This is a genomic window from Flavobacterium daejeonense DSM 17708 (assembly GCF_000425425.1).
Lineage (GTDB): Bacteria > Bacteroidota > Bacteroidia > Flavobacteriales > Flavobacteriaceae > Flavobacterium > Flavobacterium daejeonense.
Window position 1 is genome coordinate 113,263 of sequence record NZ_AUDK01000007.1, and the last position, 21,168, is coordinate 134,430.

The window sequence follows — 21,168 nt, forward strand, 5'->3', positions numbered from 1 at the left end:
CCTCATGTATAATAAGGGGTAAGAATTTCAATAAAAAACGTAACATGAATTACTGTATAAAAGTTCCTGAATAACCGCCGTTTTTGGCTTTTGGATTCATTACAAAACTCATTTCCTGAACAACTACTTTGCCTGTTCTTTTTTCCATCATACCCCAGTAAAAATTATGCTCTCCTGTTTTGGTATTCGTGAAAGTTACAGCAACAGAACCAAACCAACCCTTTTCAGATTCTTTTGATTTTTGAGTAGTAACGGCACGTATTGAAATCAATTCACGTCCGTTTAGTCTCCAACCAGTAGTTAAGTACTGTTTTTGACCTTTGTTGTTTCCCTTTTCAGGCGTGTAAGTAGTATGCTTTGCGCCTGAATGTTTAACAAAATCCTTTTTTCTTTGACCTGAACCCGAACCATTTTTACGAGCGTAATAATCATTTTTGAACGGTGCAAAGGAATGCTGTGTATTGCCTTGCCAATGTGTTGGCTTTTGCATATTATAATTTGCCATTTTAATGCATTATTTGTTGAATATTAATAATTAACTCACTTAACTTTTTTAAAAGAATTACAATCGTATCTATTAAAAAAATCACTAAATAAATACGATTGTATTTTCTTCTTCTTTTATCTTCGTTTTCCACCTTTTGCAGAACGGAACGCCCAACGGAATGTAAGAAACATAATCAAAGCGAAGATTAAACCGATAACCCAGTAAAGCCACTTTTTGTTATTTTCCCAAAAAGTTTGAACACCTACCTTAGTTAAAAATGAAGTGGCATTTTGAACAGTTTCATTTTGTGATAAAGCTTTAGCCGTACTATCAGCAAACTTTGAACCCTGAGCATTTAAAATACTTTCAATTGGCGCAGGAATTTCAACAGTTTTAACTGGTGGTGGTACATAAACTTGTCCTTTTGCTTCCGCAGCAGCTTTTAAAGCTCGATTTTCCGCAGGTGAATTTGTAGTTGCTACCCTAATAACATCCTTACCAATTGCACCAAATTGCCCCGTAACCGCACGGGTTACATTCTTAAGAGAAATGACCCTCTTAAGTTTAGAGCCTAATTTCTTGAAGAATCCCATTAGTAAATTTCTTTTAATGAACGAACTACAAAATTAACTACTTCACCTTGTGCCTTATTCACTTCAATTTGGTCAACATAAAGATGATTGTCAGGCTCTACCAATGGCAAAGTAACTCTATCGGTTAAACCTTGTAAAATAGCTGTTCCATTTAGAGCCTGAATAGGGTCTAAATCTCTTGAAATAGTTTGTAATTCAAACGGTAAATACTTCACAACCTGTTTTTCACCACCAATCACATAACGATAGTGTATATCGCTAACAGTTGGTGAAACAGTCATAACAGCCAAATCGAATCCCGCAACATCAATTTTTTTAGAAAATTCCTCTGAAGCTATTGTTTTCAATTCAAATTGATAAAGACGATGTGATGTTTTTGGCTCCTCAATACCAAATAAATCATAAGTAACCGCAGCAGCAATTAAATCATCCAATTGAATTTTAATGCTTTCTTTTTCTCCTAACTGGATTCCGCCATCCTCTGCCAATTCACACAAAGCAATAGTTTCGTAAGTGGCATCTGATTGAGTAGCAGCCGAACCGAATGTACTAGCCAAAATAAAATCCTTAAGCAAAATTTTGTTTGCTAGAATGATATTAGAACCATTTGCACGCTCGATGTAAACGCTGATTTTCTCAGTTGTTAAAGCTGAAAGCGACAATCCATCAATAGCTAAAACTAAAGCGCTAATCGACTTTGTAACTGTTAATTCTTGGGAGTTTGTAACCCCTGTAATACTTGCAATTTTCATTTTATTATTTTATTTGTTAAACAATTTTGTTGTACAAAGGTTTATGAAGATTGAAAAAAGGGGTTTACATTTTTTTACATTTCTTTATATTTTTTTACATTTTTTTACATTTTTTTATAGTATTCCATAAATAACTAAATCCTGAATTGTAAGAAATTTCCTTTTCAAATTAAGACAGTCTAAAATGGTTCTATACTCTTTTAAAGCAGTTGGATAAGACACACATAAAATTGTCATTAACTGTTTTTTTGTAACTTTTTGGCTTGTAACATCGTCTTTCATGGCTTATAAAAATAAAAGTTTGTGTTCGTTGAATAAATCAAAATCAAAGACCTGTACAATCTTTTCTTTTAATCGAAATTCATGTAGATAAAAATGTAATTTCGAATTAAACCAATTTATTAACGGCTTATTTGTTGTAAGGTCGATTTCTTCTAAAACCAAATTCATAGCTACTATATAGCTTATATCCTGATTATTTGAATAGTATTCACGAAACAAAGACTTAACAAGCCGTTTTTTAATGGTTGTACTTGACAAAATAGCGCGCTTAACACGCTTAATAATAGGAGGGTAGGACGTTATATTTTTTTGAAGCTGTTCAAAATCAAATAATTCTAAAGCAATTTTTTCTTTATTAATTTGGCTTAATCCTGTATTTTCCCGAATTTCAAAAAAACCTTTATTTGCAATTTTTACTAATTCAATAAGATTTTCCTTTTTGAAAATTCCCCACGTCATTAACTCCGTTGTTGCTTCATCAGCTTTAGAAAATTCCTTTAAATCCCTAAAAAAACGACTGTTTAACTGATATTCAAACCGCCAAACTTCATCATTTTTTAATCCGTTTTGTTGATACCAGTCATTTATATACGGCTTTTCGGTTAATTGTAAAGACAGCGTTTTATTATAACATCTTATAAGTTTTTCACTAGTTCTTTTTCCAATTTGGAAACCATTTAAAACGCTTTTTCCCTTATAAGTTTCATAATAAGAATTAATTGCTTTTGTACGACCTGATATAAGATAAGCACCGCCAACGACATCACTGTATAATTTTCGATAGGTAGCTTTACTATCATTCTTATCCAAACAGACATCCAAGCGATTAACGCTTTTAAATTTGTAGTTTGTTTCATCACAGAACTGTAATAATATTTCTTTTAATTGATTTTCCGGAATTGTATAAAATAGATTATTTTCTAACTGAAATTGTGCTAAATCTTCGCTTATTACTGAGGAATGAGGACAGGATAAAAGCGTACCTAATTTTATATCCTTATAAATAATATCCGCACGATTTTTAAAGGTTCTACTTCCGTATTCATAAGAATGACTTTTAAAATCGCTTTTAGCTTCAAATTCACCAAAAGGAGTGCCTTCCAAATTCATTATTAAGTAATCCATGTTTACCAAAACTTTATCTTTTTGAGTTTTCTTAGATTGTATTTTTAATTGATGTTTTTGCCTGTAGGTTATCATATTTTTATTAAGTTGGGTGAGTAAGTTCCCGTTATACCCAACGGGAACGATTTATTTTAATTCGTACCACAAAAACAAGAATAACTTTTTCGGGCTTGGCGTTGGAGCCGCCCCAAAGTTATTTCCTGTTTTTGGGAGCAAATGAGAATCATAAAACCGCATAAACCATTTTATAAAGTGATATTGTGTACTGTTCTTTACCTAAATATTCGCCATCATTATTGAATTTTATCATTGAATAAATGACATATTTATCATTACGACCAATGCATCTATACCACTTTGAACCGTCACTAAATTTAAATTCTTGACCTTCTTTTAACTGAAAAGCCTTAACTAATTGAAATTTTACTTTTTGAAACATATTTTTTTTTATTTAAACATTGAATAATGATATTTAGGAAGTTCCAAAGCTTTATCATTTTGAAGCCTTACAAGCATTTCCATATTTTTTAAGGAAGCTTTTAACAGTTCCATTTCAGCCACAACCAACTGTTTAATTTTATTATCGTTTCTTTCAATTTCCCCAAAAGTAAAATCTAACTGATGTTTAATTTGGTCGATTGAAACCGTTTCAACTGGATTTTTAATAAACTCATCAAAATCATATTTTAATGATGCATATTGAATTAATAAGGATTCTCTTTTTTGATGCAATTCTTTAATAGTAGCCATGATTTAAGGAATTAAAAGGTTATGTTTTAATAATTTTTGAAGAAATAATTTTGTAGAATCTGTATAAAAAATAAATTCGTGTACATTGCCAGTTTGAGTTACTGTAAATGAATTATTATCACGTTTTACACAAATTCCAGTTTTAGAGCCACGAACACGACAAAAAAATATTTTGTCACTTAAATAAGTTGTTGCACAAAATGGACGGATTTTCTTTAAAAAAGTCTTAGTTTTGAAATCTGTATTACGCATTTTTAACACGTAATCCATTAATAACACATAATTTTCAAGGGTTGAACGGTTTAGAGCCATCTTTTAAACTTTATAGTTAATATCTGACTACAAAAGTGAACTATAATTTATATTATGTAAAATAGAAAATTTAGTAAATTCTTGAAATGCTTCTATGCTCACATTTTGTTAAAATTATTTTAGCCAAATTGCGTTACAAATAATACACACAAAATACTACATAAAACATTTTTGTAAAACAACTATTTTAGACCAAAACAAATTTATTTTAACTCTTTTATTTATTAATTTTACTGCTATATTTTAGAAAAATATCATGAATATAATTACCGGACAAATTGCCGATTTTTTAAAAAATTACGCGCCGTTTAATCAGTTGACCGCTGATGAATTGACTGAAATTGCTAACAATATTCGCGTAGTTAATTTAGAAAAAAAACAAACTTTATTTAAAATCAATGATTCGCTGCATGATAGCTTTTATGTAGTAGCTTCGGGTGTGATTAATATTTCGGTAATTGTCGATGCCGAAGAAAATATTATAGACAAATGCCATGAAGGAAATATTTTTGGTTTACGACCATTTTTTGCCAAAAATAATTATAAAGTAACGGCTAAAGCCCGTGAAGAAAGTTTGGTTTACGCCATTCCAATTGCTGTTTTCAAACCTTTACTCGCGAATAATTCTGAGGTTTTAAACTTTTTATTAGAAAATTTTGCCAGCAATTTACCCGAAGACCGTTCTTCGAAAGGAAATTTAGTTTCGGACGGATTTTATTCTGAAAAACAATCGGAAGTGCAGTTTTTTCAAACTTTAGCTTATAATACGACGCCACTTTTGGCTACTTCAGACAATACGGCTCAGGAAGTTGCCCAATTAATGGCCGAATCCTTAAAAAATAACGTTATTATTTTTGAAAAAAATGGTCCAATCGGAATTGTCACTCATGCCGATTTGGCTTCTAAAATTGCAACCGGCCGCTACCCGATTAATACTCCGGTTAGCAATATTATGTCTTCGCCTGTAGTTACGGTTCTAGAAAATGTTTCTTTGGCAGAAGCTCAATTATTAATGTTAAAAAACAACGTTACTCATCTATGTGTAACCGTTGACGGAACTGATAAATCAACTATTAAGGGCGTAATTTCCGAACACGATTTGATTGCTGCTCAAGCAAGTAACCCTGGTGTTTTAATCAAAGAAATCAAACGTTCCTTATCGCCTAATGAACTGAAAGAAATTCGTCATCGTCTGACAAATTTAATTCAGTCTTCTATTCAAAAAAATATTCCGTTAACGCATATTACCAATATTTCCAGCGAAATTAACTTTGCCATTTTAAAACGTGCTGTCGAATTATCCATTTTAGAATTAGGCTCCCCTCCTGCTCGTTATGTCTGGCTGAGTATTGGGAGTCAGGGACGAAAAGAACAACTTTTACTGACTGATCAGGATAGTATTTTGGTTTTTGAAGATGTTCCTCAAAATAAATATATTGAAGTCAAAGATTATTTCTTAAAATTAGGAAAAAAGACCACTGAGACTCTTGAAAAAATTGGATATGAGCTTTGTCCTTTCGGACACATGGCAAGCAACATGTTGTGGTGTAAATCCCTGAGTGACTGGATCAAACAGTACAATAATTGGATGAATGCTACAAGAGAAAATACGGATAATCTGAGTAGTATTTTCTTTGATTACGAATTAGTTATCGGGGAGCAAAAAATAGAATCGGCTATCAATAATATTGTTTTTGAGAATGCTAACAACAACTCATTATTTTTTGATTTCTTAGGAAATGATGCCTTGCGAAAAAATTCTCCGCTAAGTTTTTTCAAAAAATTCATTGTGGAAGAAGAAGGCGTTAACAAAGACAAATTTGACATTAAAACCCGTGCTTTGATGCCACTTATTGACAGTGCCCGACTATTGATTTTAAGTCACGATATTAAAGGGATAAACAATACTTATACCCGATTCAAACAATTAGCTATTGCTGATCCTAAACACTCGGAAGTTTATTTAAATTGCGCTGAAGCTTATTTGTTTTTAACGAAAATAAGAACTTTAGAAGGATTGAAAAATGAAAATTCGGGGCAATATATTAACTTAGAAGAACTGTCAAAAATTGACAGAGAAAAACTTAAAAATGCCCTGATTCCGATGAAAGAATTAGAAGAATTAATTAAAGACACTTTTCAACTTACCCAATTTTCATAATTTATGCTGGACTGGTTAAAACATATCAATAAAGATCACCCTGAATTTTGGAAAGAATATTTAGCTAAATTTTCAAAAAATTCAAAACGCTATGTTATTCTGGCTACGGAATCCACTGGCGATTCACTCGAAAAAGACGTGATTACTTATATTAGTGCTTTTGCGGTGGAAAATGATGCTATTTCTATCAAAGACAGTTTTGAAACTATTTTGTTGCAATATCGTTTTTTGCATGACAATCATTTGTCTAATGAATACATTATTGAAAGCAGACTTTTAAAATTATCAGAGCCCGAAGCTTTAAAAACTTTTGTAGAATATTTGGGCAACGGAATTATTGTGGGTCACCAAATTGAAAAAGACATGACGATGATTAATGCTACATTAGAGCGACTGGAATGCGGGAAACTGCGTAATGAGGCGTTGGATATTGCTATAATGCACCGAAAACTACATGAAATTCCGGAAGACAAAAATTTTTCACTGGACGAACTTTCCGATTATTACAAAATTCAAAAACCAGAAGGCGAATCCGTAACGGAAAAAGCATATAAAATTGCTCTGCTCTTCTTAAAATTAAAACACAAATTAGGTTTAAAATAATAAAAAGCGGCTTCAAAATTGAAGCCGCTTTTTTGTTTGTATTAGATTTTTCCGTCTTGAATTACTTCAATAATTTCCGGATTTAATAAGGTACTTGTATCTCCGTAATCTGTAAAATTACCTTCAGCAATTTTTCTAAGAATACGTCGCATAATTTTTCCGGAACGGGTTTTTGGCAAACCGGAAACAAATTGAATTTTGTCAATTTTAGCGATTGGCCCCACGTGGTCAGAAATATACTGATTGATTTCGATAAATAAATTTTCTTTATTTCGGACTTCTCCGGTTTCTTTCAAAATCACATATCCATATAAAGCATTTCCTTTCACATCATGAGGGAAACCTACAACAGCACTTTCAGCAACAGCAGGATGCTCGTTGATGGCATCTTCAATAGGAGCAGTTCCTAAATTATGTCCTGAAACAATAATTACATCATCTACTCTACCTGTGATTCGGTAATAACCTACTTCATCGCGTAATGCGCCGTCACCGGTAAAATATTTCCCTGGGTATTGAGAAAAATAAGTGTCTTTATAACGTTGATGATCGTTCCAAATCGTTCTTGCCATTCCCGGCCATGGAAATTTGATACACAAACTACCCACTACCTGATTGCCCTCGATTTCGTTTCTTTTTTCATCCATTAAAACCGCCTGAATTCCCGGTAATGGAAACGTAGCATAAGTAGGTTTTGTAGGTGTAATAAACGCCAATGGCGAAATCATAATTCCTCCGGTTTCCGTTTGCCACCAGGTATCAACCACAGGACATCTTTTACCTCCTACGTGATCGTTAAACCAGTGCCAAGCTTCTTCATTAATTGGTTCTCCTACCGAACCGATTACTTTTAAACTTTTGAAAGGGAATTTTTGAACGTATTCTAATTTTTCTTTTGCCAAGGCTCTGATAGCTGTTGGCGCAGTATAAAACTGACTTACTCTGTGTTTTTCGATTACTTCCCAAAAACGACTGAAATCCGGATAAGAAGGAACACCTTCAAAAATTACCGTAGTCGCTCCATTTAATAAAGGTCCGTAAAGAATATATGAATGTCCGGTAATCCAGCCAATATCTGCAGTACACCAGTGCACATCATTTTCTTCGTAACTAAATACATTTTTAAAAGTATAAGCCGTAAAAACCATATAACCGGCTGTGGTATGTACCATTCCTTTTGGTTTTCCGGTAGAGCCTGAAGTATATAAAATAAATAACGGATCTTCGGCGTCCATAATTTCGGCTACACAGTTATCAGAAGCTTCATCCAATAAAGGTTGCAACCAAATATCTCTGCCTTCTTTCATATTTACGACACTGTTGGTTCTTTTTACTACCATCACCGTACTTACTGATTCACATTGTTCTAAGGCTTCGTCAACAATTTCTTTTAATTCAATTGTTTTATTTCCGCGATAACCACCATCAGAAGTAATTACCATTTTACTTTCACTGTCCTTAATTCTTGTAGCCAAGGCTTTGGATGAAAATCCGGCAAAAACAACCGAATGAATGGCTCCAATTCGGGCACAGGCTAAAATTGATACCGCTAATTCCGGAATCATCGGAAGGTAAATACAAACACGGTCGCCTTTTTTAACGCCTTGTTCGCGTAAAACGTTAGCCATTTTACACACTCTTTGATGTAATTCGTTATAGCTAATGTGTAAAGCTTCTTCTTCCGGATTGTTCGGTTCGAAAATAATAGCAGTTTTCTCCCCTCTTTTATTCAGATGTCTGTCAATACAGTTTTTAGTAATATTTAATTTGGCTCCGGCATACCATTGTACGTCGGCTTCAGCCATATTAAATTCGACTACTTTGTCCCATGGTTGGTACCAGGTAAAGTTTTCTTCGGCTATTTTTCCCCAAAATTTTCTGGGTTCTCTGATTGACTTATTATAGTGTTTAAAGTATTGTTCTAAATTATCAACTTTATAGTAACTCATCCCTTTTTATATTTTTGATAAATATATTAAATCTCCTTCTATTCCGGAAAAAAAATAATTCATTAATCGGTGCAATTTAATCAAAATAACGAAAATCAATCTTAATAAAAATGCAAATTATTGAAAAATGGTCTTCTTTAAGGCTTTTTTGCGAAAACAACAATAAGCAGACAATACTGTGTTTTATGTACTCATTAAGGTAACATTTTCAGTCAGAGGATAATTCGGTACTATTCAAGTTCTTTATTTTTTAAGTGTACTTTTAGCGCTTTTAAAGAATTATTAGCTCATTTGCATCAAAAAAAATAGAATTCATAAAGATTCCCTTCAAATTCGTTGCTTTAGTAGAGAAAAAAGTCTGTTAATGCTTTTTAAGATTTAAAAATGTATTATTTGGAAGTCAAAAATTCATCTTAATCACTTACTTTAAAGCCTGAGCAATCCCTATTAAAATTCCCTCAGGACCACGAATATAGCAAAGTCTGTAAGCATCCTGATACCGGACAACATCATCAACAAGCTGTGCACCATGTTTATAAAGTCTTTCTAAAGTATCCTCTATGTCACTAACGGCAAACATGACACGTAAATAACCTAAGGCATTTACGGGAGCGGTACGATGGTCTTCGACAACTTTTGGAGAAATAAACTGAGACAATTCCAAGCGACTGTTACCATCCGGCGTTACCATCATAGCAATTTCAACAGTTTGATTACCAAGTCCGGTAACACGACCAGCCCACTCACCTTTTATTACGGTTCTTCCTTCCAACTCCAAACCGAGTTCCAGAAAAAAAGGAATTACATTATCCAGCGATTCCACAACAATCCCCACATTGTCCATTCGAAGTAAATTGCTTTTTGTCATTTTTTTTCAATTTAAGTTTAAAATAAATTTATTAAAATTATCTCCGAATACAACTTTATTAACAACAACATGAAACACTGAAAAACAACACATTAAGTTAATCAATTTTACAACTATTTTTGCCGATAAAGCTATTTATTCAATAATAAAGAATAAATTTTTATTAAAAACATGAATAAGGATGTACAAAATCAGTTCATAAAAAGGAATAAAAAAAGGCGAAGTAAAACTACTTCGCCTTTTCTATAATTAACAAAATTGTAATTATACAATTTTTTTCATAGCTGTCATAGACTCTCTTAACCAAGCTCCTACTTCTTCAACCGGGTGGTTACGGATGATGTAGTTTACATCGATTAATTCTTTGTTATCTACTCCGTTGCTTCCGTTATTAAATGGACGCCCTACCAAGTTAGATGGCGTATTTTTAACGTACTCAGCGATTAATGGTTTACAAGCATGATCGAATAAATAACATCCATACTCAGCTGTATCAGAGATTACACGGTTCATTTCGAACAATTTCTTTCTTGCAATTGTGTTAGCAATAAGTGGAGTTTCGTGTAATGACTCGTAATAAGCTGATTCTTCGATAATTCCGGAATCAGTCATTGCTTCGAAAGCTAATTCTACACCAGCTTTAACCATAGCAACCATTAAAGTTCCGTTATCGTAGTACTCTTGCTCAGAAATTTCAACATCTCCAGCCGGAGTTTTTTCGAAATTAGTTTCAGCTGTAGCAGCTCTCCAAGTCAATAAGTTTTTATCATCATTAGCCCAGTCTTCCATCATTGTTTTAGAGAAATGACCAGAGATAATATCATCCATATGTTTTTGGAACAATGGACGCATGATGTCTTTTAATTCTTCAGCAGCGTTGAAAGCAGCAATTTTAGCTGGATTAGACAATCTGTCCATCATGTTAGTAATACCACCGTATTTCAAACCTTCTGTGATAGTTTCCCATCCGTATTGGATTAATTTAGAAGCATATCCAGGCTCAACACCTTCAGCAACCATTTTGTCGAAACATAAGATAGATCCTGTTTGTAATAAACCACAAAGGATAGTTTGCTCTCCCATTAAGTCTGATTTTACTTCAGCTACAAAAGAAGAACGTAAAACTCCTGCTCTGTTTCCTCCAGTTGCTACAGCATACGCTTTAGCCTGATCTAAACCTACTCCGTTTGGATCATTTTCAGGGTGAACAGCGATAAGTGTTGGTACACCAAATCCTCTTTTGTATTCTTCACGTACTTCAGATCCCGGACATTTAGGAGCACACATAATAACTGTTAAGTCTTTACGAATTTGCATTCCTTCTTCTACGATATTAAAACCATGAGAATATGATAAAGTAGCTCCTTGTTTCATTAATGGCATAATTGCAGTAACTACAGCCGTGTGTTGTTTATCCGGAGTAAGGTTACATACTAAATCAGCAGTTGGGATTAATTCTTCATAAGTTCCCACATTGAAACCATTCTCAGTAGCATTTCTGTAAGAAGCTCTTTTTTCAGCAATAGCTTCAGCACGCAAAGCGTAAGAAATATCTAAACCTGAATCTCTCATGTTTAAACCTTGGTTCAAACCTTGAGCACCACAACCTACGATAACTACTTTTTTACCTTTTAAAGCTTCGATCCCGTTAGCAAATTCTGATTGATCCATGAATTCGCAAACGCCTAATTGTTCTAATTGTAATCTAAGTGGTAATGAATTGAAATAATTTGCCATTTTTTAATATTTAATTTATGATTTTAATTCTTCTAATAATAAACTTGTAACTTCCATTTTTTCTTTTGAAACAGAAATTCTTCCCGAACGTACAAACTGCATTATTCCGTAAGGCTTTAACTTAGCATACAATTCTTCAATTTCCGAACGTCTTCCTGCTTTTGATATTACAAAAAAGTCTCTTGAAACCGTAACGATTTCAGAGTTGCTTTCTTTGATAATGTTTTGAATTTGCCTTTCGTCAAATAACAAATTAGAAGCAATTTTAAACAAAGCGTTTTCTAAGAAAATCGTTTCTTCATCTACATGATAAAATGCTTTGATAACTTCAATTTGTTTTTCAATTTGACCTACAATATTGCGTACCCATTTTTCAGTAGTATCTACTACAATTACAAATCTCGAAACGTTTTCTATTTCCGATTCGGATACATTTAAACTCAATATATTGATGTGGCGTTTCAGGAATATCACTGATATTCTGTTTAGTAAGCCCACGTTATTTTCTGTATAAACAGAAATGGTAAATGTTTTATTTTCTTCCATAATATTAACTTAATCGAATGTCAGAAACCGAAGCTCCTGTTGGAATCATTGGGAATACATTGTTTTCTTTCTCAACCATAACTTCAAGGAAATAAGAATCTTTAGAAGCTAACATTTCAGCTATTGCATCGTCTAATTCCTCTCTCTTAGTAACTTTGCGTGACTTGATATAATATCCTTCAGCAATTGCACAGAAATTTGGATTAATCATCACTGTTGAAGCATAACGGTAATCAAAAAACAATTCCTGCCATTGTCTTACCATTCCAAGGAATTCATTATTTAATACTACAATTTTTACCGGAACTTTAGTTTGATGAATCGTTCCTAATTCCTGAATGTTCATTTGGAAACCTCCGTCTCCAATAATAGCAACTACTTCACGATCCGGTCTTCCCATTTTAGCACCAATAGCCGCCGGTAAAGCAAATCCCATGGTTCCTAATCCTCCCGAAGTCACATTACTCTTCGTCTGATTGAATTTTGCATAACGACAGGTAAACATTTGATGCTGACCTACGTCTGAAACCATAATAGCATCTCCATTAGAATGCTTATTAATCATTTCGATAGTTTCTCCCATCGAAATTCCTTTTCCTTCAGACGGAGCCAACTCTTCATTGATTACGGCTTCTAATTCAATATCGTATTTCTTTTTGAATTCATTGTGCCAGTCTTCATGAGAATTCTTTTCAATTAAAGGCAATAAAGCTGTTAATGCTTCTTTTAAATCGGCTAATACAGCTACATCTGTTTTTACATTTTTATCAACTTCAGCCGGATCAATTTCGAAATGAACAATTTTAGCCTGCTTAGCATACGTATTTAGATTACCTGTTACACGGTCATCAAAACGCATTCCTAAAGCGATTAAAACATCGCATTCGTTCGTTAAAATATTAGGACCGTAATTTCCGTGCATTCCTACCATTCCCACATTCAACTCATGATCAGTTGGTAATGCCGATAAACCTAAAATAGTCCAGGCCGCAGGAATTCCTGATTTTTCGATAAAAGCTTTTAATTCTTCTTCAGCCTTACTCAGGATAACTCCCTGACCAAAAACGATCATCGGTTTTTTAGCTTTATTGATAATTTCAGCTGCTTCCTGTACCTTTTCGATTTTTAAAACTGGTTTTGGGTGGTAACTTCTGATATCAGTACATTTTTTATAACTAAAATCTAAAGTATCAAACTGAGCATTTTTAGTAATATCTACTAATACCGGTCCAGGACGTCCTGAACGGGCAATATAAAATGCTTTAGCCATAATTTCAGGAATTTCATGAGCTTCAGTAATTTGATAATTCCATTTGGTTACCGGAGTTGAAATTCCGATAATATCTGTTTCCTGAAAAGCATCAGAACCCAATAAATGCTTTCCTACCTGTCCGGTAATACATACCATTGGTGTAGAGTCAATCTGAGCATCAGCAATACCTGTAACTAAGTTGGTTGCACCCGGTCCTGAAGTCGCGATAGCAACTCCTACTTTTCCGGTAGCTCTGGCAAATCCCTGAGCGGCATGAGCTGCACCTTGTTCGTGACGTACTAATACGTGGTGTAATTGATCTTGAAATTTATATAATTCATCGTAAACTGGCATAATAGCTCCACCTGGATAACCATAAACCAAATCTACTCCTTCGGCTAATAAGCATCTGATAACTGCTTCTGCTCCTGATATTTTCATTCTTTTTTATTTATATTTTTGACATTTTTTAAAACTAAAATTGTCTGTTATTTATCGGTTACGCAACCTTTTGAGGCGCTTGAAACTGATTTTGCATATTTTAATAAAACTCCTTTTGAGGCTTTTAAAGGCGGCTGAACCCAATTGGCTTTCCTTTTTGCAAATTCTTCTTCAGAGATTTTCAAATTAATGGTATTTTTTACCGCATCAATTGTAATCACATCTCCATTTTGAACTAAGGCAATTGCTCCTCCGTCATACGCCTCCGGTGTAACGTGTCCAACCACGAAGCCATGTGAACCTCCGGAAAATCTACCGTCTGTAATCAATGCTACACTGTTTCCTAAACCGGCTCCTATAATTGCTGATGTCGGTTTTAGCATTTCGGGCATTCCCGGACCACCTTTTGGTCCACAATACCGGATGACGACGACATTACCTGGTTTGACCATCCCTTTGGCTATTCCCGGAATTACTTCAAATTCGCTTTCAAAAACTACTGCAGTACCTTCGAAAAATTCGCCTTCTTTACCGCTGATTTTTGCCACACAACCTTCTGAAGCCAGATTTCCGTATAAAACCTGAATATTTCCGGTTGGTTTTAATGCTTTATGAATTTCATAAACTACTTCCTGACCATCTTGCAAATCCGGAACTGATGCTAAATTTTCGGCTAATGTTTTTCCGGTTACTGTTAAACAATCACCATGAAGATAACCTTCTTTTAGCAGATATTTCATCACAGCCGGAACTCCTCCTACTGCGTGTAAATCTTCCATCATGTATTTTCCGCTTGGCTTTAAATCAGCCAAAACCGGTGTTTTATCATTGATAGTCTGAAAATCATCTAAAGTGATTTCAACATCTACCGAATGTGCCATTGCAATTAAGTGCATTACCGCATTAGTAGAACCTCCTAAAACAGCTACAATTGTAATGGCATTTTCAAAAGCCTTACGAGTCATAATGTCTCTTGGCTTAATATCTTTTTCAAGAAGTACTCTGATTGCTTTTCCGGCATCAGCACATTCTTGCCTCTTTTCTTTACTTAATGCAGGATTAGAGGAGCTGTATGGCAAACTCATTCCTAAAGCTTCAATAGCAGAAGCCATCGTATTAGCCGTGTACATTCCGCCACAAGCACCTGCTCCCGGACAGGAATTTTGAATTACTCCTTTAAAATCTTCAGGAGTAATGGTATTATTTAATTTTTTACCTAATGCCTCAAAAGCAGAAACGATATTTAACGATTCTCCTTTCCATTTTCCGGAGTGAATAGTTCCTCCGTAAACCATAATAGCGGGACGATTTACTCTTCCCATTGCCATTACTGCACCAGGCATGTTTTTATCACATCCGGGAATAGCAATCATACTGTCGTACCATTGCGCTCCCATTACGGTTTCAATAGAATCAGCAATTACATCACGGGAAACCAATGAAAAACGCATTCCGTCTGTTCCGTTTGAAATACCATCACTTACTCCGATAGTATTGAATATTAATCCAACTAAATCCGCATCCCAAACCCCTTGTTTTACGTCTTTAGCCAAATCATTCAGGTGCATGTTGCAGGTGTTTCCTTCGTAACCCATGCTTACAATCCCCACCTGAGCTTTTTTTAAATCTTCTTCAGTCAAACCAATTCCGTACAACATTGCTTGTGCTGCAGGCTGTGTTTGATCCTGAGTAATCGTCTTGCTGTATTTATTCAATTCCATCCTGATGTTTTTTATATTTAAAAAATATAATTCAAAAAAAAAACTCCCAATTTATGGGAGTTATATATATTGTTTTCCAATTATATTAATAGCTTCCCTTATGCGTTTGTTGAAACAACAACGACACTAACGACAGAAACTATTACAATTGAATTTTTCATTTTCTTTTTTTGATGTAGCAAAAGTATAAAAACCTTTATATTTAAAAAAATAAAAAATAAAATTTTATTAATTTCTTATCATTAATCTCAATTATTTATCAAAACATACTTTTATACTATCGTTGACTGACCTAAATGTACATTATCATTATTAAAATACATCAAGTCATCTTTATTTAAAATAAAATTAGAAATAAACTCTCCAATTTCATTGGTTCCAAATTTTGAATCCGGATTTAAATCTAAGGTAACAACATTATATTCTATTGCTTTTTCTACCCCTTCATAAATTTTTTTAGCCTCTTCGTTTAAACCAAAATAATCTAACAACATCGCTGCCGATAGTATTGCTGCAAACGGATTCGCTATATTTCTTCCTTTTGCATGCGGATAAGAACCGTGAACCGGCTCAAATAACGCGTTTTTTTCTCCTAATGAAGCAGAGGCTAATACTCCTATTGATCCAGTTATTACACTGGCTTCATCAGATAAAAGATCTCCAAATAAATTGCTGGTTAAAACCACATCAAATTGTTTGGGATTCGAAATTATTTGCTTTGCTGCATTATCAGCCAAAAGATAATCCAAACTCACTTCCGGATAATCGACACTGATTTTAGTAACCACTTTTCGCCACAAACGGGAAGTTTCCAAAACATTAGCCATATCAACTAAGGTTAATTTCTTTCTTCTTTTTTGGGCTGATTGAAAAGCCAAATGCGCAATTCTCGTAATTTCTTCTTCTGTATATTCACATAAATCAGAGGCAATAGTTTCTGATTCATTTAACTTTTTTTCTCCGAAATAAATTCCTGCGGTAAGTTCGCGATAAATTACAAAATCAACCCCTTCCACTATTTCCCTTTTTAAAGGGGAAACATCCAACAATCCTTTAAAAGGCTTTAACGGTCTGATATTCGCATAAAGCCCCAAACCTTTTCTTAATTTAAGTAAACCTTCTTCCGGACGATTTTTTAGTGTTGAATCAGAATCATACTTAGGATCTCCAATTGCACCAAACAAAACCGCATCAGTATTCAAACAAAGATTTAAAGTTTGCTCAGGAAGTGAAGTTCCGGTTTTATCTATAGCAACAGCTCCAATGAGTGCTTCTTCAAAAATAAAATCATGCTCATAAACCACTCCGACCGCATACAATGCTTTCTTAGCCTGCAAGATTACTTCAGGACCTATTCCATCACCCGGCAATACAGCTATTTTTAAGTTCATGAGTTTATTTTATTAAAAAGCTGCAAAAATACAATTTTAAAAAGATTTGTCTTAATTATCGTTTAATCAAATCTCCGTCAATTTTAGAAGCGGCAATAATCAAATGAATATCGTCATCCAAAACCTCTTTTTTCATATCAGCAAATTTCAAAAACTCAATATAAACTACGTCTAACTGTGTTTTTGTTAATTCGTAACCTACTTTTTTAGCTCGATACGCTAAAGCAGCTCTACCGCTTCTTGCTGTTAAAACAATTGAAGATTCATTAACTCCCACATCTGCAGGATCAATAATTTCATAAGTAGCTCTGTTTTTAATCACACCATCCTGATGAATTCCGGAACTGTGTGCAAAAGCATTTGCTCCCACAATAGCCTTATTTGGCTGCACCATCATCCCCATACTTTCAGAAACTAAACGACTCATTTCGTTTAATTGCTTTGTATTAATATCTGTATAAAGATTTAAATCCGGATGTTGTTTAAAAATCATTACCACTTCTTCAAGCGCTGTGTTTCCGGCTCTTTCACCAATACCATTAATTGTACATTCGATTTGTCTGGCTCCGTTTATTGCTCCCGAAATAGAATTGGCTGTAGCCATTCCCAAATCGTTATGACAGTGACAGGAAATAGTAACATTATCAATACCTTTTACATTTTCTTTAAGGTATTTAATTTTTGCACCGTATTCTTCAGGCAAACAATAACCTGTAGTGTCCGGAATATTAAGCACTGTAGCTCCTGACTTGATTACTTCTTCACAAACCTGTGCCAAGAAAGCATTGTCAGTTCTACCAGCATCTTCTGCATAAAACTCTACGTCTTCAACATAAGATTTTGCATGAGCAACAGCCGCTTTAGCGCGCTCAATAATATCTTCTCTGGTGGTATTTAACTTATGTATAATATGAGAATCAGACGTTCCGATACCGGTGTGAATACGTGGTTTTTTAGCAAGTTTTAAAGCTTCAGCAGCAACGTCAATATCTTTTTTAACGGCTCTGGTAAGACCACAAACGGTAGCATTTTTAACAACCTTACTTATTTCAGTAACAGATAAAAAATCTCCGGGACTAGAAATAGGGAAACCTGCTTCAATGATATCAACCCCCATGTTATCTAAGCGTTCTGCAATAACAAGTTTTTGTTTGGTATCTAATTTACATCCTGGGACCTGTTCTCCGTCTCGTAAAGTGGTATCAAAAATTTGGACTTTCTCTCTATTCATATTCATTTATTTAATGTAATTTCACATCTTGATAACAAAAATATATTCTTTACTTTGAACCGAAAATTCATTTTAATTGAATATACTGTTTATAAGTTTGATAAAGACAAACTAATCAATTGATAATCAATTATTTAAATCTACTTATTTTACAATGGCTAACCATCAAAAAGATTTTTTATTCGTTCTGATAAAGTCCTTATCTAAATCTGAAAAGCGCCAATTTAAGATTTTTGCCAGTCGTTTAGAGACCAGTTCGAATACAAAATTTATTGAATTATTTAATATTTTAGACAAATCGGAGAGTTATGACGAAAAGCTTATTTTAAAAAGTGGCGTCATCAAAAAAGTACAATTATCCAATTTAAAATCGTATTTGTACAAACAAATTCTAGTTAGTATCCGACTAAATATTCCCAGCCAGAATATTCGTTACCAACTCAGAGAGCAAATTGATTTTGCTACAATTTTGTACAACAAAGGATTATACAAACAAAGTTTAAAAATTCTTGACAAAACCAAATCACAGGCTATTGAAAATGACGAAAAATTAATGGCTTATGAAATTGTAGAATTTGAAAAACTAATCGAATCCCAATATATCACCCGAAGCATTCAGGGAAGAGCTGACGAATTAGTAATCCAGGCTAAAGAACTGAATTACCAAAATACGATTTCGAGTAAGTTATCCAATTTATCGCTGCAATTGTATGGCATCATGCTTAAAACAGGTTACGTAAAAAGCGATGAGGAATATCAATATATCGACGATTATTTCAATAAACACATTTCAAAACTGGACGAAAATAAGTTTGGTTTCAGAGAAAAATATTGGTTTTATAATGCTAATTTATGGCGTAGTTTTTTAGTTCAGGATTTTTTGTCCAGCTACAAATTTGCCTCAAAATGGGTGACTCTTTTTTATGATAATTCTAATATGATTTACCTGAATCCGGTATTTTTTCTAAAAGGAAACCATTATTTATTGGAGTCTTTATATATGTTAAAGTACCAGACAAAATTCAAAGAATATTTAAACCTGCTTGAAGAAACCATTAAAGATGAACGTTTCCCGATTAACGACAATATTGCCTCATTGTCATTTTTATATGTTTATAATAATAAATTGAATTACCATATAATGCAGGGAACTTTTGCCGAAAGTGAATATTTAATTCCTGAAATCCTAAACAAATTAAAAATACACAATGAGCATTTAGACGAACATCACGAAATGTTGTTTTTCTACAAATTTGCCAGTATTTATTTTGGCAACGAAAAGTACAATGAATCTATTTTCTATTTAGAAAAAATTATTAACAACAAGAATTTAAGTATGCGCGAAGACCTGATGTGTTTTGCCCGCATTTTATGTTTAATTGCGCATTACGAACTTGGGAAAGATTATTACCTGGAAAGTCAGTTAAAAAACACCTACAAGTTTTTAATTAAAATGAACGATTTGCATGAAGTACAAAAAGAAATCATCCGATTTCTGAAAAACTTAAATTCGATTTATCCAACAGACATCAAAAAAGAATTTGTAAAAATGAAAGAGCGTTTTGTGGAATTAGAACAAAACACCTATGAAAAAAGAGCTTTTCTTTATCTCGACATTATTTCCTGGCTGGAAAGCAAAATCAAAAACCGAAAAATTGGCGATATTATTAAAGAAAAAGCGAAACTTAATAACCGATAACAAAACAGGCTGTCATAAAAGGCAGCCTGTTCTTTTTTACAATTCTTTTCTTCCTCTGAGAATATCTTCAAAAGTACAACATTTTACTATCTCCTCCACTCCGTCAATCAACATAGGTAAATGAATAAATTCTACTTCTGATAAATCTTCTTTTAAATAAAACGCTATATCTTCAAAACTAAAAAACCATTCTTTATCGAATTGCACCTTATTTATAGTGGCATCTTTTATCAATAACTTTTCCTTTAAAGGCCTCATAAAACCAATTTCTTATTTTTTCTTCAAAAATAGAACAGCCTTCTCAGATAAACAAATCAGCAACACTTAGGCTTTGAAATTAGGATTCAGTTATTGTTTTAACGGCTATTTAAAATCATTCGCAACTAAGTGGTAACAATAGTAATTATAACAAAAATTTAGCGATTTAAATTATTGCTGTTATATAAATTTAAATACTTTTGCACACTTAACTAATTTAACTAATTAACAATGAAAAAATTATTTTTATTGCTTTCTGCCTCTGCTGTATTATTTTCTTGCAGTAAAGTTGGTAAAGGTGAATACATCATCACAGGAACTGCTAAAGGAATCGAAAACGGAAAAACAATCATCCTTAAAACTCAGGATCCAAGCGGAATGGGAGGATTAATCAATATTGATACTGTAAAAGTTGAAAACGGAAAATTTGAAATTACAGGAAAAGTTACTGAACCTTCTTTCTATATATTACAATTAGAAACAATCCAACAACCTGTTCCTTTCATCCTTGAATCAGGTGAAATCAATATTGAAATTGATAAAGACAGTATTCAAAACTCTAAAATTTCAGGTACTTACAACAATGACGAGTATGTAAAATTTAACGACGAAATGAAAGTAGTTCAAAAGAAATTAATGGATTTCCAAAAGAATAACACTTTAAAAATGAATCAGGCACAACAAACTAAAGATACGGCTACAATCAATAGTTTAATGGCTGAATACCAAAAATTACAACAAGAAGTAGGTGAAAAATCAAAAACTAAATACATTAGTTACTCTGAAACTCATCCAAAATCACTTATCAGTGCTTTAATTATTCAAAGTATGCTTGCAGATCCAAGTGCTGACCTTAAGAAAGCAGAAAAAATCTACAACAGTTTTGACGAAGAATTGAAAAACACAAAACCTGGTAAAGCTATCAAAGAAAGACTTACTGCAGTCAATTCTTCTGTACCGGGAGCTCCTGCTGCTCCTGCTGCACCAGCTGCTAACTGAAGAGCACCTGA

At 33.5% G+C, this 21,168-nt stretch carries 20 protein-coding genes; 4 read left to right on the plus strand and 16 right to left on the minus strand.

All coding sequences use genetic code 11. The features are described 5' to 3' along the window. Positions 1-49: 49 nt before the first annotated feature. The 7 genes from H599_RS0108015 to H599_RS0108050 all read right to left on the minus strand — a co-directional run bounded on the left by H599_RS0108015 (position 50) and on the right by H599_RS0108050 (position 4,301). Positions 50-505, minus strand: coding sequence for a hypothetical protein (locus tag H599_RS0108015; RefSeq protein ID WP_026713656.1), 456 nt, complete (start codon positions 503-505; stop codon positions 50-52). A 116-nt stretch (positions 506-621) separates the two neighbouring features. Beyond that, a complete protein-coding gene (locus H599_RS0108020) occupies positions 622-1,080 on the minus strand; it encodes a hypothetical protein (protein WP_026713657.1) in 459 nt (152 codons plus the stop codon). Then, on the minus strand, positions 1,080-1,832 hold the full coding sequence (locus tag H599_RS0108025) for a hypothetical protein (RefSeq protein WP_026713658.1): 753 nt from the start codon (positions 1,830-1,832) through the stop codon (positions 1,080-1,082). Before H599_RS0108025 ends, H599_RS0108020 begins: the two co-directional genes overlap by 1 nt. 285 nt (positions 1,833-2,117) lie before the next feature. Continuing rightward, positions 2,118-3,314, minus strand: a complete 1,197-nt coding sequence (locus H599_RS0108035) for a hypothetical protein (RefSeq protein WP_026713659.1) — start codon at positions 3,312-3,314, stop codon at positions 2,118-2,120. 148 nt (positions 3,315-3,462) lie between these two features. After that, positions 3,463-3,678: a hypothetical protein gene (locus H599_RS0108040; protein WP_026713660.1), complete on the minus strand. Its 216-nt coding sequence runs from the start codon at positions 3,676-3,678 to the stop codon at positions 3,463-3,465. Positions 3,679-3,686: 8 nt separating this feature from the next. Next, the gene (locus H599_RS0108045) at positions 3,687-3,989 is read right to left on the minus strand and encodes a hypothetical protein (protein ID WP_026713661.1); all 303 of its coding nucleotides are present in this window, start codon (positions 3,987-3,989) and stop codon (positions 3,687-3,689) included. A gap of 3 nt (positions 3,990-3,992) precedes the next feature. After that, a complete protein-coding gene (locus tag H599_RS0108050; protein ID WP_026713662.1) occupies positions 3,993-4,301 on the minus strand; it encodes a hypothetical protein in 309 nt (102 codons plus the stop codon). A gap of 256 nt (positions 4,302-4,557) precedes the next feature. Here H599_RS0108050 and H599_RS0108055 point away from each other — a divergent pair, with 256 nt between their 5' ends. Together H599_RS0108055 and H599_RS0108060 are read left to right on the plus strand one after the other, a co-directional pair. Further along, positions 4,558-6,462: a DUF294 nucleotidyltransferase-like domain-containing protein gene (locus H599_RS0108055; protein ID WP_026713663.1), complete on the plus strand. Its 1,905-nt coding sequence runs from the start codon at positions 4,558-4,560 to the stop codon at positions 6,460-6,462. Positions 6,463-6,465: 3 nt separating this feature from the next. Next, positions 6,466-7,065, plus strand: a complete 600-nt coding sequence (locus H599_RS0108060; protein WP_026713664.1) for an exonuclease domain-containing protein — start codon at positions 6,466-6,468, stop codon at positions 7,063-7,065. Between the two features lie 41 nt (positions 7,066-7,106). Here H599_RS0108060 and acs read toward each other — a convergent pair whose 3' ends face one another. The 8 genes from acs to H599_RS19375 form a co-directional block, all read right to left on the minus strand. Continuing rightward, a complete protein-coding gene (gene acs, locus H599_RS0108065; RefSeq protein WP_026713665.1) occupies positions 7,107-9,014 on the minus strand; it encodes an acetate--CoA ligase in 1,908 nt (635 codons plus the stop codon). A 421-nt stretch (positions 9,015-9,435) separates the two neighbouring features. Beyond that, complete coding sequence (locus tag H599_RS0108070; protein ID WP_026713666.1) at positions 9,436-9,882, minus strand: VOC family protein; 447 nt, start codon at positions 9,880-9,882, stop codon at positions 9,436-9,438. A gap of 264 nt (positions 9,883-10,146) precedes the next feature. Continuing rightward, positions 10,147-11,619, minus strand: coding sequence for a ketol-acid reductoisomerase (ilvC, locus tag H599_RS0108075; RefSeq protein WP_026713667.1), 1,473 nt, complete (start codon positions 11,617-11,619; stop codon positions 10,147-10,149). A gap of 15 nt (positions 11,620-11,634) precedes the next feature. Continuing rightward, positions 11,635-12,165, minus strand: coding sequence for an acetolactate synthase small subunit (gene ilvN, locus H599_RS0108080; RefSeq protein ID WP_026713668.1), 531 nt, complete (start codon positions 12,163-12,165; stop codon positions 11,635-11,637). 4 nt (positions 12,166-12,169) lie between these two features. Beyond that, positions 12,170-13,858, minus strand: coding sequence for a biosynthetic-type acetolactate synthase large subunit (ilvB, locus tag H599_RS0108085; RefSeq protein ID WP_026713669.1), 1,689 nt, complete (start codon positions 13,856-13,858; stop codon positions 12,170-12,172). A gap of 47 nt (positions 13,859-13,905) precedes the next feature. Further along, positions 13,906-15,579, minus strand: coding sequence for a dihydroxy-acid dehydratase (gene ilvD / locus H599_RS0108090; RefSeq protein ID WP_026713670.1), 1,674 nt, complete (start codon positions 15,577-15,579; stop codon positions 13,906-13,908). A gap of 272 nt (positions 15,580-15,851) precedes the next feature. After that, positions 15,852-16,970, minus strand: coding sequence for a 3-isopropylmalate dehydrogenase (leuB, locus tag H599_RS0108095; protein ID WP_026713671.1), 1,119 nt, complete (start codon positions 16,968-16,970; stop codon positions 15,852-15,854). Between the two features lie 55 nt (positions 16,971-17,025). After that, positions 17,026-18,201 carry a 2-isopropylmalate synthase gene (locus H599_RS19375; protein WP_051590678.1) on the minus strand — a complete coding sequence of 392 codons (1,176 nt, stop codon included), beginning with the start codon at positions 18,199-18,201 and terminating at the stop codon, positions 17,026-17,028. A 154-nt stretch (positions 18,202-18,355) separates the two neighbouring features. On the opposite strand from H599_RS19375, the gene H599_RS0108105 reads away from it, so the two are divergent. Beyond that, entirely contained in the window at positions 18,356-19,900 is a 1,545-nt protein-coding gene (locus tag H599_RS0108105) for a hypothetical protein (RefSeq protein WP_026713672.1), read from the plus strand. A 36-nt stretch (positions 19,901-19,936) separates the two neighbouring features. Here H599_RS0108105 and H599_RS0108110 read toward each other — a convergent pair whose 3' ends face one another. Further along, positions 19,937-20,158, minus strand: a complete 222-nt coding sequence (locus H599_RS0108110; protein WP_026713673.1) for a hypothetical protein — start codon at positions 20,156-20,158, stop codon at positions 19,937-19,939. A gap of 231 nt (positions 20,159-20,389) precedes the next feature. Here H599_RS0108110 and H599_RS0108115 point away from each other — a divergent pair, with 231 nt between their 5' ends. After that, positions 20,390-21,157, plus strand: coding sequence for a DUF4369 domain-containing protein (locus H599_RS0108115; protein ID WP_026713674.1), 768 nt, complete (start codon positions 20,390-20,392; stop codon positions 21,155-21,157). Positions 21,158-21,168: the final 11 nt, after the last annotated feature.